General features: G+C 38.8%; 11 protein-coding genes and 1 rRNA gene. 1 reads left to right on the plus strand and 11 read right to left on the minus strand.

Annotation, left to right across the window (positions count from 1 at the left end; genetic code table 11):
• The 11 genes from BM102_RS10005 to BM102_RS10055 form a co-directional block, all read right to left on the minus strand.
• A 16S ribosomal RNA gene (locus BM102_RS10005) occupies positions 1–317 on the minus strand; the annotation flags it as partial.
• A gap of 471 nt (positions 318–788) precedes the next feature.
• Entirely contained in the window at positions 789–2174 is a 1386-nt protein-coding gene (radA, locus tag BM102_RS10010; RefSeq protein ID WP_090481611.1) for a DNA repair protein RadA, read from the minus strand.
• Between the two features lie 74 nt (positions 2175–2248).
• On the minus strand, positions 2249–2662 hold the full coding sequence (locus BM102_RS10015) for a hypothetical protein (RefSeq protein ID WP_033154424.1): 414 nt from the start codon (positions 2660–2662) through the stop codon (positions 2249–2251).
• A 96-nt stretch (positions 2663–2758) separates the two neighbouring features.
• A complete protein-coding gene (locus BM102_RS10020; RefSeq protein WP_044937996.1) occupies positions 2759–5200 on the minus strand; it encodes an ATP-dependent Clp protease ATP-binding subunit in 2442 nt (813 codons plus the stop codon).
• Between the two features lie 13 nt (positions 5201–5213).
• A complete protein-coding gene (locus BM102_RS10025) occupies positions 5214–6671 on the minus strand; it encodes a hypothetical protein (protein ID WP_090481614.1) in 1458 nt (485 codons plus the stop codon).
• A 116-nt stretch (positions 6672–6787) separates the two neighbouring features.
• Entirely contained in the window at positions 6788–6982 is a 195-nt protein-coding gene (locus BM102_RS10030; protein WP_044938001.1) for a hypothetical protein, read from the minus strand.
• Positions 6983–7050: 68 nt separating this feature from the next.
• Entirely contained in the window at positions 7051–8193 is a 1143-nt protein-coding gene (locus BM102_RS10035) for an aldo/keto reductase (RefSeq protein WP_090481616.1), read from the minus strand.
• A 145-nt stretch (positions 8194–8338) separates the two neighbouring features.
• The gene (locus BM102_RS10040) at positions 8339–9766 is read right to left on the minus strand and encodes an NCS2 family permease (RefSeq protein WP_044938005.1); all 1428 of its coding nucleotides are present in this window, start codon (positions 9764–9766) and stop codon (positions 8339–8341) included.
• Between the two features lie 34 nt (positions 9767–9800).
• Positions 9801–11393, minus strand: a complete 1593-nt coding sequence (locus BM102_RS10045; RefSeq protein ID WP_090481619.1) for a CTP synthase — start codon at positions 11391–11393, stop codon at positions 9801–9803.
• A 1-nt stretch (position 11394) separates the two neighbouring features.
• Positions 11395–11967, minus strand: a complete 573-nt coding sequence (locus BM102_RS10050; RefSeq protein WP_044938010.1) for an ANTAR domain-containing response regulator — start codon at positions 11965–11967, stop codon at positions 11395–11397.
• 14 nt (positions 11968–11981) lie between these two features.
• Positions 11982–13229 carry a glutamine synthetase family protein gene (locus tag BM102_RS10055; RefSeq protein WP_044938012.1) on the minus strand — a complete coding sequence of 416 codons (1248 nt, stop codon included), beginning with the start codon at positions 13227–13229 and terminating at the stop codon, positions 11982–11984.
• A 259-nt stretch (positions 13230–13488) separates the two neighbouring features.
• Between BM102_RS10055 and BM102_RS10060 the strand changes: the two genes are divergently transcribed.
• Positions 13489–17742, plus strand: coding sequence for a 2-hydroxyacyl-CoA dehydratase (locus tag BM102_RS10060; RefSeq protein ID WP_090481621.1), 4254 nt, complete (start codon positions 13489–13491; stop codon positions 17740–17742).
• Positions 17743–17744: the final 2 nt, after the last annotated feature.

The following is a 17744-nucleotide window of genomic DNA, read 5'->3' on the forward strand; positions in this document are numbered from 1 at the left end:
CCTCTCAGGTCGGCTACTGATCGTCGCCTTGGTGGGCCGTTACCTCACCAACTAGCTAATCAGACGCGGGTCCATCTTGTACCGAAAAAACTTTTCACACTGCTTCATGCGAAGCTGTGCGCTTATGCGGTATTAGCAGTCGTTTCCAACTGTTGCCCCCCTGTACAAGGTAGGTTACCCACGCGTTACTCACCCGTCCGCCACTCAGTCAACAAATCGTCACCCCGAAGAGATCGTAATAAGTTGCTTCGTTCGACTTGCATGTGTTAAGCACGCCGCCAGCGTTCATCCTGAGCCAGGATCAAACTCTCATGTTTAAAAGAATTTAATTCCGAATCAGTATAAAACTGACTTGTTTACTATAAAGGTTTCGTTTCATTAAGAAACTTAAATGAATTTCAAGGATACATGTTTTATACAAAACTGTATTAATTCAAGGTTTGTTTCACTGTTCAGTTATCAATCTTCGCTTTGTTGTTGCCCTCAGCAGCAACTCGTTTATATTATCACGATGCTGTCTTTTTGTCAACAACTTTTTTATTTATTTTGTGAACTATTTAGGAAATCAAAATTGTTTATACAATTCTTTCAATTCCTTATTTCATTCAGCACTTCGTTTCCCTCAGTGCTCGATTATAATATCACCTAAAATAGGGCGTGTCAACAGAATTTCTGTGTTTTTTTAAAGTAAATCTATTTAACTCAAACGCTCATAATTGTGTGAATTGTACCAATTATTTTATCAATTCTATTTTGACGCCCATATATAGGTCATATAAGCACCTTCATTATCGAGATATAGCATCAACTGCCTCTTTTATATTTGATACGCCAACAACTATAATCCCATCAATATTTTTCACAGAAGGTATATTTGACATAGGCATTATTACCCTCTTAAATCCAAGCTTCTTAGCTTCGTTAACTCGCTGCTCTGCCATTGACACAGATCTAACTTCGCCTGACAAACCTATCTCACCAAATACTATCGTTCCTTCGTCAACAGGTATATCCTTTTCACTAGAATATATAGCAAGTGCTATAGCTAAATCGATTGCTGGTTCATTAATTCTAATTCCACCGGCTATATTCACATAAACGTCTGATCTTCCTAAGAATATACCACATGATCTGTTAGCCTTAGCATCTCTCATTCTTTCAAGTACCGCAACTAACAGATTAACCCTATTGTAATCGCATCCTGTAGCCATTCTTCTAGGAATTTCAAAAGCAGTTTTGCTGACTAATGACTGTATTTCCACAAGAATTGGTCTTGTACCCTCCATTGAGCATGTAACTATAGAACCCGTAGCATTTTCTGGTCTTCCATCCAGCATAACAGCAGAAGGATTCTTAACCTGTTCTAAGCCGGTGTCCCTCATTTCAAAAACGCCTATTTCATTGGTAGATCCAAATCTATTCTTAACTCCACGAAGTATTCTGTAAGAGGCGTGTCTATCTCCTTCAAAATACAAAACAGTATCTACCATATGTTCAAGAACTCTAGGCCCTGCAACAGTACCCTCTTTTGTAACATGTCCGACTATGAAGACAGCTATTCCTTTTCCTTTGGCTATCTCCATTAAGACGCTAGTCGATTCTCTAACCTGTGAAACTGAGCCTGGAGCCGAACCCACTGACTCATTAAACATTGTTTGAATAGAATCGATGATAAGAACTGTAGGCATCTCTCTTTCAACTACAGCTTTTATAGTATCTAGATTTGTTTCACATAATAAATCCAGCTTATCGTTAAACTTGCCAATTCTATCTGCCCTTATTTTTATTTGCTGCAATGATTCCTCACCAGAAACATACATGACATTTACACCAGACAAACAAAGCTTTTGACATGTCTGAAGCAAAAGTGTCGACTTTCCAATACCAGGATCTCCGCCAACTAAAACCATAGAACCAGGAACAATTCCACCGCCTAATACGCGGTTAAACTCCTCGATATTTGTAGATATTCTCTGTTCATTAGAGGCAGTAACATCGATAATCTTTGTTGGCTTAACATCCGATACTTTTGCTCTACTTTTAACAGATGTCTTATCTATGACCTCTTCTACTAAAGAATTCCACGCACCACATGATGGGCATTTTCCAGCCCACTTTGATGTTTCATTCCCACATTCCTGGCAGAAGAATACTGAAACCTTTTTATTTGCCATAATATATCTCCTTCTATAAATAAAAAAATCTTCCCACATTTATTTGTGGGAAGATAATAGTTTAAATTACGGTATTAAACTCTACTAACCTGAACTGTTACTGCAACTCCTGGATCAAGCTCAACTGAAAGATTAAGCTTACCGCCAAGATTGGTCTTCATCTGACCTGCACTTGCGCCATTAACAGTAATATCATAGCTAGTCTCTGGTTCAAGCTCCAAAGTAATCATTGCATCTTCTTTGCCCTCAACTGTAAACGAAACAGAATCAGAAGTACAATTGAACTTTTCTACAGCTGTACCAGGTACAGATTCATAAACAAACATCCCATTACGTTCTAACTTAGTGATATCTGAAAATGTCTTAACCTTGTACAAATCTCCGTCGTGCTTGTAGTCTTCGAGCTTCTTCTTATCAGCTAATGTATAATCCCCAAAGCTGATAGTTCCGTCTGCTTCACTGCGAATCAACTCACTAATCACAGCCATTTTTATTCCTCCTGTAGCCACTGCTTACCTGCAGATTGTCTTATTCTGATTATAACAAAGGAATATCATTTTAACAACAAGACCCACAAATTATTATTAGCATTTTTCAAAAACCACTACGTCTTTTTTAACCTTTGCTTTTACTGAATCAGATGGCTTTATTTTGCCTGCTAAAATATCCTCTGCCATTACATCCTCAAGAGCCGTCTGTATCTTTCTACGAATTGGACGAGCGCCATATTTAGGATCAAATGCTTTATCTACAATCCAAGTCTTAACTGATGCTGGAATTGTAACTGTAATATCCATCTGCTCTTTGCATCTAACAATAAATTGTTTAACCTGCAAACCAGCAATTTCTTTCATATCATCCTTTGTAAGGGCTCTAAATACGATTGTTTCATCAATACGATTCAAGAATTCTGGCTTAAAGATTCTCTTTACCTCTTCCATTACACCATTCTTCATAAACTCGTAGTCTTTGCTAGCATCCTCTTTTGATGCAAAACCGAGCTTTTTAGGCTCTATAATCGCCTGCGCGCCAGCATTACTTGTCATGATAATAATAGTATTCTTAAAGTCTACCTTTCGTCCCTGAGAATCTGTAACATGGCCATCATCCAAAATCTGTAAAAGAACATTGAATACATCAGGATGTGCCTTTTCAATCTCATCAAAAAGGATTACTGAATATGGATTGCGACGAACCTTTTCTGATAGCTGGCCGCCTTCCTCATAGCCAACATATCCTGGAGGTGATCCAATCATCTTTGAGACTGAATGCTTCTCCATATATTCACTCATATCAACTCTAATCATAGATGATTCGTTGCCAAATACAGCCTCTGCCAAGGCTTTTGAAATTTCTGTTTTACCAACACCTGTTGGGCCAAGGAATAAGAACGAACCAATTGGTCTGCCCTTTTCTTTAAGTCCCACTCTACCTCTACGAACTGCTCTAGCAACTGCAGAAACGGCCTCTTCTTGACCTACGACACGCTTATGTAAAATGCTTTCGATTTTACGAAGTCGAACTGACTCCTGTTCTGTTAATTTAGAAACAGGAATCTTTGTCCATAATGCCACAACCTTTGCAACATCATTTTCTGTAAGAACAACAGGCTTTGACTTAGAGCGTCTGTTAAGCTTCTTTTGCTCCGCTTCCTTCTTTAAGATAAGCTCATCTTTTTCTTTTTTAATTGAACTAGCAAGAGCAATATCGCCATTAATAATAGCGTTCTCCATGTCTTCAGAAAGCTGTTCAATTTGTTTATCTAAACTGTCATCTTTTGTAATTTTCTTTACGTCATTAAGCTTAATAGCAGCAGCTGCTTCATCCATCAAATCAATTGCTTTATCTGGCAAGAATCTATCTGCTATATAGCGTTCTGAAAGGTGTACACATGCCTCAACAGCTTCGTCCGGAATTGTAATCCCGTGGTGCTCTTCATATAAGTGTCTTACACCTTTAAGAATGTCAATTGTTTCCTCTGTAGAAGGTTCTTCTACCATAACAGGCTGGAAACGTCTTTCTAATGCAGCATCTTTCTCTACGTATTTACGATATTCATTAATAGTAGTAGCTCCAAGAATTTGAATCTCGCCACGAGCCATAGCTGGTTTTAAAATATTAGATGCATCGATAGCACCTTCAGCTCCACCAGCGCCTATTAATGTATGAATCTCGTCTATGAATAAAAGGATATTGCCCTCTTCAATAACTTCCGCAATAACCTTTTTTATTCTCTCTTCGAATTCGCCACGGTATTTTGAACCAGCAACCATTCCTGACAAATCAAGGGAAAGTACCCTTAAATCCTTTACAGAATCAGGAACATTACCGTCAACAATTCTTTCTGCTAAGCCTTCAACAATGGCAGTTTTACCAACACCAGGCTCACCAATAAGACAAGGATTATTCTTTCCTCGTCTAGATAGTATTTGAATTACACGCTGAATCTCTGAATCTCTACCAACTATAGGATCCAGTTCTCCTTCTTCAGCAAGCTCTGTTAAATCTCTAGAAAACTGATCTAAATAAGATGCTTCATTTTTGCGAGAGCGACCGCTGTTAATAGCCTGCATCTCTTCTTTGTATACAACCCCCTCTGCGCCCATACCGGCAACTAATTCGGAGAATAGTTTGTGAGGGTTGATATCCAGCGAATTAAGCAGACGTGCACCAGAGCAATCCTGCATGCGAATCATAGCAAGTAAAAGATGCTCTGTTCCTATAGTCTTAGAATTGCATTTAGCTGCTTCTTCGCTGGCATGTTCCAATAATTGTTCCATTTTAGGTGTGTAGCCATCTCTTTCCTGAATGGCAATCTCACCGCCTGGAGAAATAAGCTCCTCCACAAGCTTAAGTAACGCTGCTTTATCTACACCATTAGAATTCAAAACCTTGGCAGCAAGTGAGTTCTCCTGCTCAATAATAGAAATAAGGAGATGCTCAGTACCAACATAGCTATGCTGCAATGACTTTGAAAGCTTTGATGCCCCTGTAATTGCACGTTTTGCTTGTCTTGAATATTCCATATTTTTGCTCCTTTTATAGGTCATTTAAATCCATCATATTAAGACTAGATGCTCTACGAGCCTCGTATGACTCTGACTCAAATCTTGACTTAGAGAAATCTCTGTCGTCATCTTCGTCATCTTCATCATAATCATCGTACTCTTCTTCATCATCGTCATCGTACTCTTCTTCTTCGTACTCTTCGTCGTCGTACTCGTCATCTTCTTCGCCACGATCTTTTCCGCCAAAAACAATAGAACGAGGCAATCTGCGAGAAGATTTTGTAGGCGCCTTAGCAAATACATCGCCATCGAAATCATCGTCGTCACCATGACCTCTAATAGCTTTATTAATAATAATAAATAATAGTACAACACAAAGGACTATAAGCCCCATGATGATTTTGCGATATAAGTTGAGTTTTTCTACATATAAATTATTGTCGGTAGATGTTTCTGTTTCCTCTACCTCTTCGGTAGTATCAGTAGATGCTGAAGTAGAAAGTGCTGATTCATCAACTCTTGAAACAGTCTTATATGTGCTGTCGTATACAAACCAACCAGAAGCACCATCCTGGTTTGTACCGTAAACATAGAAAAACTCTGCTCCATCGATTGTGTATGCAGTAGCTGTGCCACCATTTACATCAAGTGTAGTTGCTGTAAAAGCAGATGTAGGTGCTGAACCATTGTCACTAACAATAACGTAGCTATCTGCTGTACCAAGCATTAAGAAAGGTGAAACAGTACCTGCTTCTGCATTATAAAGATAGAAAACACCTGAACCTGATGTGTTATCAGCTGGCTTTAAGTAAAGCAATGTAAGACTACCATTTGTTGGCTCGCTATATGTGCTTGAACCAATTGTAACAGTTGTCTTTGAAAAGCCTGCTGGCATATCAGAATCAGAAAATCTCTCTGAAACAACATATGCAACACCATCGATATCAAATCCACCGTCGGAGTTAAGAGTACCTACTCCGCTTGCAGATGTAGTAGCTGCTGGAGTTTCCTCTGTAGTTTCTTCTGTAGTCTCAGTATTCTCTTCTACTGTCTCTTCTGTTGTAGTTGTTTCTTCTGTAGTAGATTCACTAGCTGTGCTTGTAGATGAAGAGCTTGATGAGCCTCCGATAGTAAGTGTTGTACTGCTACCTGAATTTGCAGATGAAGAAACTATAATAGAAGCTGTTCCTTCTGCCGCTGCAGAAAATACGATATCTCCGGATTTGCCAGAGAAAGAAACTGCATTGCCCTCTGATGTGTAACCTGAAACACTGCAGCTAGAAAGAGAAAGCATGCTAGCTGTGTATTTAACAGTGATTGTGCCGCTTTCTGTGGCGGTTATAGAAACTGTAATAGAATCGCCAACTGATGCAGAACTTTTAGAAACATTAATAGTGGTAGTTCCCTGTGCCATTGCAACAATATTAAACGCAAAAACCATTACAGCTATAGCTGCAAAGCTAACTGCTCTTTTAAACAATTTATTCATAATCAATTACCTTCCTTAAAAACCCAGTGTACATCATATCGGTGAAAAAGCCTTTTTCACTAATATAAATACACTATATATAGATACTTTAATTATAGGTAACCCCCAATACATAGTCAACAATTTCTGCAAAGTAAAAAGAGCCATATTGAGCTAGAAAGCCCTGAGAATGAGCCTATTACTCCGCCTGCATTACTACTAGAAATGTGGATATCAAATATAAATAATAAGAAGAAAATAATGCCAACTGCAACAATAAACGAAATAGCTGCCAGCGATACAATTAATTCTTTATCAAGTTTCTTTTTCATAAAAAATACCTCCTGAATCATCTTATGTATAAGATAATATCAGAAGGTGTGTACATATTTATGGACTTCTAGCTTTCAAACATTTCAGCTACAAGTTCTAGATTCTTTCTAATAGGAAGATGCTGTGGGCAAATATGCTCACATTTACCACATTTGATGCAATCGCTAGCCTTACCAAAGTTAGCAGTAAGACGCTCATAGTATTCACGTTGAATAGTAAATCCTTTATCCTTTGATTCCTGTTTTTCTGCGTTATACAATGAGAAATACTTTGGAATAGGGATATTCATAGGGCAACCATCTACGCAATAAGCACATGCTGTACATGGAATTGCAATAGCACCGTTAATAATATCTCTTGCCATAAACACAAGCTTCTGCTCTTCCTCTGTAAGAGGTTTGAAATCAGCCATATAGCCTGTGTTATCAAGAAGCATCTGCTCACTTCCCATTCCAGAAAGAACCATCTTTACATTTGGAAGAGACGCTGCAAAACGAATAGCCCATGATGGAATTGAAGCATTTGCATCGTAATTCTTAAACAAATCCGTTACTGCATCAGGTACATTTGCCAAAGTACCGCCTTTGACCGGCTCCATAACAACTACTGGCTTATTATGCTTTACACAAACCTCGTAGCATTTTCTTGATTGAATAGCTTCGCTTTCCCAATCAAGGTAGTTTATCTGAAGCTGGACAAATTCAACCTCTGGATGCTCTGTGAGAATCCTATCTAAAAGCTCAGCTCTATCGTGATAAGAAAAGCCCATATGCTTAACAAGGCCCGCTTCTTTTTTCTTAGCTAGCCATTCAAAACTGCCAAGCTCTGTGTATTTTTTATAATGTCCCTCTCCTACATCGTGGATAAGGTAATAATCAAAATATGAAACACCAGTCTTTTCCAATTGCTTGTTGAAAATTTCATCCATCTCTTCTGCTTTATTGAAGAATCCAGCATGAAGTTTATCAGCAAGAGTAAATTTATCTCTAGGATATCTATCTACCAATGCTTCTTTTGTGGCATTTTCAGACTTAAATCCGCAATACATCCAAGCAGTATCAAAATATGTAAATCCTCTTTCAATAAAGGTATCAACCATCTTTTTAAGAGTCTCTACATCAATTGAATCCTCTTTATTTGGATCTAATCTTGGTAAACGCATTAAACCAAAACCGAGTTTCTTAGTATTATCCCCAAATATATTTGCCATTAGTCCTCTCCTTTCAATTGTGCAAAATCTATTTACATAATACTCCACATTCCCTATAGTTAGTCAATAGAAACTCTGATATTCACTTTCAATAAAAAAAGCTAGCTCTGTAATTAGAGCTAGCTTTTGAATGTCTATATTCTTCTTATACTGCTAAGAAGAACTTGATAAGGAAAAGTACTGAGATTACATATGTAAGAGCAGATACTTCCTTTGCCTTGCCTGTGAATACCTTGATTACTGTGTAAGAAATCATTGCAAGACCAATACCATGTCCGATTGAACCTGAAATAGGCATAGCAATAAGCATGATAGTAACTGGTACACATACTGAAAGGTCATCAAAGTTTACCTTCTTAAGACCTGTCATCATAAGAACACCAACATAGATGAGTGCTGCTGATGTTGCAGCTGCTGGAATGATTGCTGCGATAGGTGCAAGGAAAATGCAAAGAAGGAATGCAATACCGCATGTAAGTGCTGTAAGACCTGTACGTCCTCCTGCCTCAACTCCTGAAGCTGACTCGATAAATGTTGTAACTGTTGATGTACCTGTGCAAGCACCGAAAAGTGTTCCGATAGAATCTGAAAGAAGAGCTTCCTTCATGTTTGGCATATTGCCTTCTCTATCAACCATACCTGCACGAGAAGCTGTACCTACTAATGTTCCAATTGTATCGAACATATCAATGATACAGAATGTGATAACAAGCGTTACTGCTGTAAACCACCCCATCTGAGTTAGACCAGCAAAATTAAACTTAAAGAGTGTTGTTGTAGCCATATCACCAAATGCAGGAACAAATGATGCTGTTGCAAGTGATGCAAAAGGATTCTGGCCAAGTACGAAGAAATCGCCAATCCAGTAAATTACTGATGCAGCAAGCATACCAATAATAACTGAAGCCTTAACGCCCTTTGATGCAAGAACTACAATAATAAATAAACCAACAAACATTGTAATAACAGAAAGAACCATTACTGGGTAAGCATCTGTCATTGTCTGCTTAGCGTATGAAGCTGTAAGAGCTCCGAAGAAATCTTTCATTGCAAAATACTGATTGAAGTTTGAATCTGCAATGTAAACATTTGAACCAAAACCAATGTTAAGAAGCATAAGTCCAATAGCTGGTGAAATACCAAGACGAATGCCAAGTGGAATTGCATCTACAATCTTTTCACGAATATTGAGAAGTGAAAGGATAAAGAATACAATACCTTCGATAAGAATGATGCAAAGCATTGCCTGGAATGACTCTACATATCCCATACCAGTCATAGCAACAAGGTTGCCGATTACAATAGCCATGAATGAGTTAAGTCCCATACCTGGAGCAAGACAGAAAGGCTTATTTGCAAGGAAAGCCATAACAAACATAGCGACCGCTGATGAAATACATGTGGCAAGGAATACACCATTCCAAAGTGCCTGACCGCCTGCACCGTAACCAGTAAGAAGGTTTGGATTCAAGGCAATGATATAAGCCATTGTCATGAATGTGGTGAGACCAGCGATGATTTCTGTCCTTACAGAAGTGTTGTTCTCTTTGAGTTTAAATCTTTTCTCTAACATTTTTTTCTCCTTTATATAAAAAATTTATAGGGAACTACTTCAAGCTTGCTTTGATAAACGCAGCAAACAATGGATGTGGCTTATTTGGGCGGCTCTTAAACTCAGGATGGAATTGTACACCTACATGGAATTTGTTTGCTGAAACTTCAATTGCTTCAACAACTTCATCATTAGGTGAAGTACCTGAAATTGTGAGACCTTTTTCTGTCATAAGCTCACGGTATTGATTATTAAACTCGAATCTATGTCTATGGCGCTCAGAAATATTTTCTGAACCATATGCTTCATATAATTTAGTATTTTTTTGAACTGCACAAGGATATGCTCCAAGGCGCATTGTTCCGCCCTTTCTAAGAACAGCCATCTGCTCTTCCATAAGGTCGATTACGCAATTCTTTCCTGTGCTATTAAACTCACGAGAATTGGCATCCTCAAGACCGCAAACATTTCTTGCAAACTCAATTGCAGCAACCTGCATACCTAAGCAAATGCCAAGATAAGGAATATCATTTTCACGTGCGAACTGGCAAGCAGCTATCTTTCCTTCTACTCCTCTATCGCCAAATCCTCCTGGTACAAGAATTCCATCAACACCACCTAAAACATCTTTTACATTGTCTTTTGTGATTGTTTCAGAATCAACCCATTCGATTTCAACGTGAGCACTGTTTGCATATCCGCCGTGGTATAATGCTTCGCGAACTGATAAATAAGCATCATGAAGTGCAACGTACTTACCAACAATAGCAATTTTTGTCACCTTCTTCAAGCCTTTTATATTATCTACCATTTTTTCCCATTCTTCAATCTCTGGAGAATGATTTTCTAAACCAAGTTCACGACATACCACATCATCAAGACCATACTTGTGCATCATAAGAGGTGCTTCATATAAGCAATCAAGGGTATCATTCTCAATTACGCAGTCCTTCTTTACATTACAGAATAGCGAAATCTTATCCTTAATAGACTGCTCAAGTGGATGATCAACACGGCAAACAATAATATTTGGCGAAATACCAAGAGACTGTAGCTCCTTAACTGAATGCTGTGTTGGCTTTGATTTATGTTCTTCTGAGCCTGAAAGCCATGGAACTAAAGTTACATGAATAAATAAGCAGTTTTCACGTCCTTTTTCAAGAGATACCTGGCGGATAGCCTCGAGGAAAGGCTGTGACTCTATATCGCCTGTTGTTCCACCAATTTCTGTAATCAAAACATCACAATCAGATGTTTCTGCACCCATGTAGATAAATCTCTTAATTTCCTCAGTAATGTGTGGAATAACCTGAACAGTCTGGCCTAAATACTCACCTTTACGCTCGCGATTAAGAACATTCCAATATACTTTTCCTGAAGTAAGATTTGAATATTTGTTAAGGCTTTCATCAATAAAGCGCTCGTAATGTCCAAGATCAAGATCTGTCTCCGCTCCATCATCTGTAACGAAAACCTCACCATGCTGATATGGGCTCATTGTACCTGGATCAACATTCATATAAGGATCAAGTTTTTGTGAAGCAACCTTATAGCCTCTCATTTTTAATAAACGTCCTAATGACGCTGCTGTAATACCTTTTCCTAAACCTGATACTACACCACCTGTAACAAATACATGCTTTGTCATCTTAAACTCCTTCGTATTTCTTTATAATATCTTTAGCAATTTCGACGCGAGATTTTCTCATGTCCATTGCTTGTTTCTCTATAATTTTATGAGCTTCCTCTTCTGAAACATCACTATTAACAATCAGAAGCAGCTTCGCCCTAGATATGATTTTCATATCCTCTAACTTTTGTTCCAGTTTTGCACTTTCCTTATGAGCCATGCTAATACGCCTCTGTGCAACTCTGGCAAGTTTCAATGCCTGCCAAAATAATTGCTTATTTATAGGCTTTGAAACAGTTATAATACCGTAATCTTCAACGTGTTCTGCAACTTCGTCAATAAATTCTGCTTTAACAAACAATATAACCTGGCAATTATTTTTTTCAGCAATATCAATTGCTAAGTCTTCACCAGAACTATTATCTATAGGACCATTGATAATACATATATCAAAATCGTAGTCCAAAATAGCTCTTTTTGCCCGAGGTCCATTGTCAGTTGCAACCACATCTACAATTCCATTCTCTTTAAGAAAGGATTTGTAAAACAGAGTTCCTTTTTCGTTGTTGCAGACAATCAATGCCCTTTCCATAAAACCTCTCCAAATTAAATATAAGATTTTATGATGTCAATATATCGCTGAGCCACATCGCTGAAAGATGACTTAGTGATAAACTCACTATTCTCAGCGCACTCGATAGCTTCCTCAATGGAAAGTGGTAGCATTTCCAAATAAGCAGATCTATCTTCGGTTAAAAATCTAGAATTGACTTCTAATGCAGGTGGAAGCTTTTCCTTATTTTTGATTCCTGCAAGACCGGCCTGTAAAATAATTGCACTTGCTAAATATGGATTGATACAAGAATCTGGAGAACGAAGTATAAAATGATCTCTCTTGCCATTAATTTCAGGAACTCTAAATAATCTAGAGTTGTTTTGCGAAGACCATGTAATATACTTAGGCGCCTCAGCCATTCCAAATCTGTTATAGGAATCTCTTCTACAGTTAAGGAATAAAGTAATATCCCTCATTCTATTAAGAATACCTGCCATAAAGCTTTCTGAGAAATCCTCATCAGATGTTTGGAGATTTACATTCCCTTTGTAATTTGCCATCTTGATATGTAAACCATTACCAGGTGCATCTTCCAATGGAAGTGGATCAAATGATGCATAAACACCATTTCTAGCTGCAATGTTTTCTACTACGTTTTTGTAGGTCACAAGATTGTCAGCTGTTGTAAGAACATCGGCAGACATGAAATCAATCTCATTTTGACCTGGCCCCCTCTCATGATGAGATGTTTGTGGGATGATTCCCATTTCTTCCAAGGTAAGACAAATTTCTCTTCGAATGTTTTCCCCTTTATCACTTGGCGCAACATCAAGATATCCACCATTATCAAATGGTTCTTTAGTTGGATTTCCATCTTCATCTGTTTTAAATAGATAAAACTCAGATTTAAGACCCATACGAGTACTAAATCCTGCTTTCTCACATTCATTAAGGGTTTCTTTTAAGAAATTGCGATAATCGTAAGTAAATGGTGTGCCATCTGCAAGCACTACATCACAATACATACGAACAACTCGTCCTGATTGTGGACGCCAAGGCAAAATATGAAGTGTATCAGGATCTGGTTTAAGGAATAAATCCTGACTATCCCCATCATGGTAGCCTAAAATAAGAAAGGAGTCGAAATTCACGCCTTCTTCAAAGGCGTGTCTCAACTCCTGTGGCATTATAGATATGTTTTTTTGTGTACCGTATAGGTCACAAAAGGCTAGACGTATAAATTTTACGTCGTTTTCTTCAACGAAATCGATGATATCTTCTACTGATAGATTTGACATGCTCCCTCCAAAATAAAAAAAGCGTTTTTTTTTTGGAAAAACCTTTCCTAAAAAAAATACGCTCAATTACTCTGAAATATTACAACAGCATTATTCATTTGTAAAGAAAAATTTTTATAAATTTTTGATTGTATAAAATATAATTGTCTTTTAATCGAATAACATTTTTAAGATTTTGTTTATTGTATATTTGCTTATCTACATTTATAATACGTAATGTTGCAAAAATATTATATTAATAAGAAAGAATTATTATTATATGGAAAACAAATTATTCAAATTAGGCATCGATATAGGCTCCACAACAGTTAAAATTGCGGTGCTTGACGATGATAACAATCTTTTATTTTCTGATTATCAGAGACACTTTGCTAACATTCAGCAAACTCTCACTGATTTATTAACTCAAGCCAAGTCTAAGCTTGGTCAGATTCAAGTTCGTCCAATGATTACTGGCTCAGGCGGACTTACTCTTGCTAAGCACCTTGGTGTTGAATTTGTACAGGAAGTTATAGCTGTTTCTACTTCCCTCACTCACTATGCTCCACAGACAGATGTAGCAATCGAGCTTGGTGGCGAGGATGCTAAAATCATTTATTTCGAAAATGGTAATGTTGAGCAGCGTATGAACGGTATCTGTGCTGGTGGTACAGGTTCTTTCATCGATCAGATGGCTTCTTTGCTTCAGACAGATGCTACAGGCCTTAATACATATGCTAAGGACTACAAAGCTATCTATCCAATCGCTGCACGTTGCGGTGTATTTGCAAAGACAGATATTCAGCCACTTATCAATGAAGGTGCTTCAAAAGAAGACTTATCTGCTTCTATTTTCCAGGCAGTAGTTAACCAGACTATCTCAGGTCTTGCATGTGGTAAGCCAATTCGCGGCCACGTTGCATTCCTCGGTGGTCCTCTTCACTTCTTGGACCAGCTCAGAGAAGCATTTATTCGTACACTTAAATTAGATGATGAGCATGCTATCTTGCTTGATAACTCTCATCTTTTTGCTGCTATTGGTTCTGCACTTAACTCAAAGGAAGATCAGAACGTACCTATGGACGAGCTTATCGATAAGCTTTCACAGGGAATAAAGATGGACTTTGAGGTTGCCAGACTAGAGCCTTTATTCGAGGGCGAGGACGATTTCAGAGCCTTCAAGGACAGACACGCTAAGGCTGAGGTTAAGAAGGGCGATTTAGCTAATTATCATGGTAATGTTTACCTTGGTATCGATGCTGGTTCAACAACTACAAAGCTTGCTGTTGTAGGTGATGATGGCACACTTCTTTACTCATTCTACTCAAGTAATAACGGTAGCCCACTTGCTACTTCACTTAAAGCTTTAAAAGAGATTTACTCTATCATGCCTGAGGATACACATATCGTACACTCATGCTCTACAGGTTATGGTGAAGCATTACTCAAGGCTGCTTTACAGCTTGATGATGGCGAAGTAGAGACTATTGCCCACTACTATGCTGCTGCCTTCTTCAATCCAGAGGTAGACTGCATCCTTGATATTGGTGGACAGGATATGAAATGCATCCGTATCAAGAATGGCGTAGTTGATAGCGTACAACTTAACGAAGCATGTTCTTCTGGTTGTGGATCATTCATCGAGACTTTCGCAAAATCCCTTGATTTCACAGTTCAGGATTTTGCAGAGGAAGCTCTCTTTGCTCTCAACCCAATCGACCTTGGTACACGTTGTACCGTATTTATGAATTCAAAGGTAAAGCAGGCACAGAAGGAAGGCGCTTCAGTTGCAGATATTTCTTCAGGTCTTGCTTACTCAGTTATAAAGAACGCACTCTTCAAGGTTATCAAGCTTTCTGATGCTTCAGAGCTCGGCAAGAACATCGTTGTTCAGGGTGGTACATTCTACAATGATGCTGTTCTTCGTTCCCTTGAAAAGGTAGCAGGTGTAAATGTAGTTCGTCCTGATATTGCAGGTATCATGGGTGCCTTTGGTTGTGCCCTTATCGCTAAGGAACGTTACGAAGAAAATCCTACTACAACTACACTTGGCATTGATGAGATTAACAATCTTACATTTGATACAAAGCTTACTCGTTGCCAGGGTTGTGTGAACCACTGCTTACTTACAATCAATAGATTCTCAGGCGGACGTTCATTCATCACAGGTAACAGATGCGAAAAGGGTGCAGGCGGTGTTAAGAATAAAGAGAACATCCCTAACCTTTACGAATACAAATACAACAGATTATTTGATTACGAGCCACTTTCAGAGGAAGAGGCAACTCGAGGTACAGTTGGTATTCCACGTGTCCTTAACCTATATGAGAATTACCCATTCTGGGCTACATTCTTCAAGGCTCTGAAATTCAGAGTAGTTCTCTCTCCTCGTTCAAACCGTAAGGTTTACGAAATGGGTATCGAGTCAATCCCATCAGAGTCAGAGTGCTACCCAGCAAAGATGGCACACGGTCATGTTCAGTGGCTTATTAACGAAGGCAATGTGGATTTCATTTACTATCCATGTATTCCATACGAGAGAAATGAGTTTCCTGATTCAAACAATCACTACAACTGTCCTATCGTTACATCTTATGCTGAAAATATTAAGAACAATGTAGATGAAATAACAACTGGCAAGGTTCGTTTCTTAAATCCATTTATGGCATTCTCTTCAGAAGAGATTCTTACAACTCAGCTTGAGAAAGTATTCAAGGAAGAGTTTGATATCTCAGCTAGCGAAGTAAAGGCCGCTGCACATGCTGCATGGCTTGAGCAGGAGCATTTCAGAAATGATATGTATGCAAAGGGACAGGAAGTTCTTAAGTATCTAGAAGAGACAGGAAAGCATGGTATCGTTCTTGCAGGACGTCCATACCACGTAGACCCAGAGATTAACCACGGTATTCCAGAGCTTATCAACAGCTATGGCATTGCAGTACTTACTGAGGATTCTATTTCAGACCTTGGTGAGGTTGAGCGTCCTCTTATCGTTATGGACCAGTGGATGTTCCACTCACGTATGTACTCAGCTGCCAACTATGTTAAAAAGCACGACAACCTTGATTTAATCCAGCTCAACTCATTTGGTTGTGGTCTTGATGCCGTTACAACTGATCAGGTAGCTGATATCCTTACTCAGTCTGGTAAGATTTACACTTGCCTTAAGATTGATGAGGTTAACAACCTTGGTGCCGCACGTATCAGAGTTCGTTCTCTTCTTGCTGCACTTCGTGTTAAGAAAAAGAAAAAACAGGAACGTGAAATCGTACCTGCAAACTATAACCGTATCGTATTTACGGAGGAAATGAAGAAGAATTACACAATCCTCTGCCCACAGATGTCGCCAATCCACTTTGATTTGATTGAGCCTGCATTCAATGCAGCTGGTTACAACCTGGTGATTCCTGATATTCCTACACGTACATGTGTAGATGTGGGACTTAAGTATGTAAACAACGATGCTTGCTACCCTTCACTTATGGTAATCGGTCAGCTTATGGCTGCTATCGATACAGGCGAGTTTGATATGAGCCGCACAGCACTTCTCATCTCTCAGACAGGTGGTGGATGCCGTGCATCAAACTACATCGGATTCATTCGTAGAGCTCTTGCAAAGGCAGGATATCCTGATGTACCAGTTATTTCATTAAACCTTAATGGATTCGAGCCAAACCCTGGATTCAAGCTTACACCAAGCCTTATCCAGCACGGACTTTACGCTCTTACTTTTGGCGATATCTTACTTCGCTGTGTTTATAGAGTACGTCCTTATGAAGCAGTTCCTGGCTCAACAAACGAGCTTCACGATAAGTGGAGAAAGAAGGTTGTAGAGTTTGTATCTAACACAAAGATACTCTCTCATGGCAAGTTTAAGAGAATGTGTCGCGAAATGATTCGTGATTTCGATAACCTTCCTATCATCGAAGGTCTTAAGAAAGCTCGTGTTGGTATCGTAGGAGAAATCCTTGTTAAGTTCCTTCCAGCAGCTAACAATCAGCTTGCTGAATTACTTGAGCAGGAAGGTGCCGAAGCAGTTGTTCCAGATCTTACAGACTTCCTTCTTTACAGTTTCTACAATGCAAACTTTAAGGAAGAAAACCTTGGTGCAAGCCGCAAGACTAAGTTCTATTGCAACATGGGAATTAAATTCTTTGAATGGCTCAGAAGTGCTGCCAGAGATGAGTTTAACAAGTCTAAGAGATTTACTGCTCCAGCATACATTACTGATACTGCAGCAAACGCAAAGGAAATCGTATCAATCGGTAACCAGACTGGTGAGGGATGGTTCCTTACAGGTGAAATGCTTGAGCTTATTGAAACAGGTGCAAGCAACATCGTTTGTATCCAGCCTTTCGGATGCTTGCCAAACCACGTAGTTGGTAAGGGTGTAATTAAACGTATTCGTCACGAACACCCAGAAGCAAATATCGTTGCTATCGACTACGATCCAGGTGCATCTGAAGTTAACCAGCTCAACCGTATTAAGCTTATGCTTTCTACAGCAAATAAAAACTTGGCTAAGGCTGAGTAATA

The sequence above is a fragment of the Pseudobutyrivibrio sp. JW11 genome (genome assembly GCF_900115355.1).
In the GTDB taxonomy this organism is placed as follows: domain Bacteria; phylum Bacillota; class Clostridia; order Lachnospirales; family Lachnospiraceae; genus Pseudobutyrivibrio; species Pseudobutyrivibrio ruminis.

Coding starts and splice junctions, on each gene's coding strand:
- radA (WP_090481611.1), bottom strand. CDS start 2,174: ATGGCAAATAAAAAGGTTTCAGTATTCTTCTGCCAGGAATGTGGGAAT.
- BM102_RS10015 (WP_033154424.1), bottom strand. CDS start 2,662: ATGGCTGTGATTAGTGAGTTGATTCGCAGTGAAGCAGACGGAACTATC.
- BM102_RS10020 (WP_044937996.1), bottom strand. CDS start 5,200: ATGGAATATTCAAGACAAGCAAAACGTGCAATTACAGGGGCATCAAAG.
- BM102_RS10025 (WP_090481614.1), bottom strand. CDS start 6,671: ATGAATAAATTGTTTAAAAGAGCAGTTAGCTTTGCAGCTATAGCTGTA.
- BM102_RS10030 (WP_044938001.1), bottom strand. CDS start 6,982: ATGAAAAAGAAACTTGATAAAGAATTAATTGTATCGCTGGCAGCTATT.
- BM102_RS10035 (WP_090481616.1), bottom strand. CDS start 8,193: ATGGCAAATATATTTGGGGATAATACTAAGAAACTCGGTTTTGGTTTA.
- BM102_RS10040 (WP_044938005.1), bottom strand. CDS start 9,766: ATGTTAGAGAAAAGATTTAAACTCAAAGAGAACAACACTTCTGTAAGG.
- BM102_RS10045 (WP_090481619.1), bottom strand. CDS start 11,393: ATGACAAAGCATGTATTTGTTACAGGTGGTGTAGTATCAGGTTTAGGA.
- BM102_RS10050 (WP_044938010.1), bottom strand. CDS start 11,967: ATGGAAAGGGCATTGATTGTCTGCAACAACGAAAAAGGAACTCTGTTT.
- BM102_RS10055 (WP_044938012.1), bottom strand. CDS start 13,229: ATGTCAAATCTATCAGTAGAAGATATCATCGATTTCGTTGAAGAAAAC.
- BM102_RS10060 (WP_090481621.1), top strand. CDS start 13,489: ATGGAAAACAAATTATTCAAATTAGGCATCGATATAGGCTCCACAACA.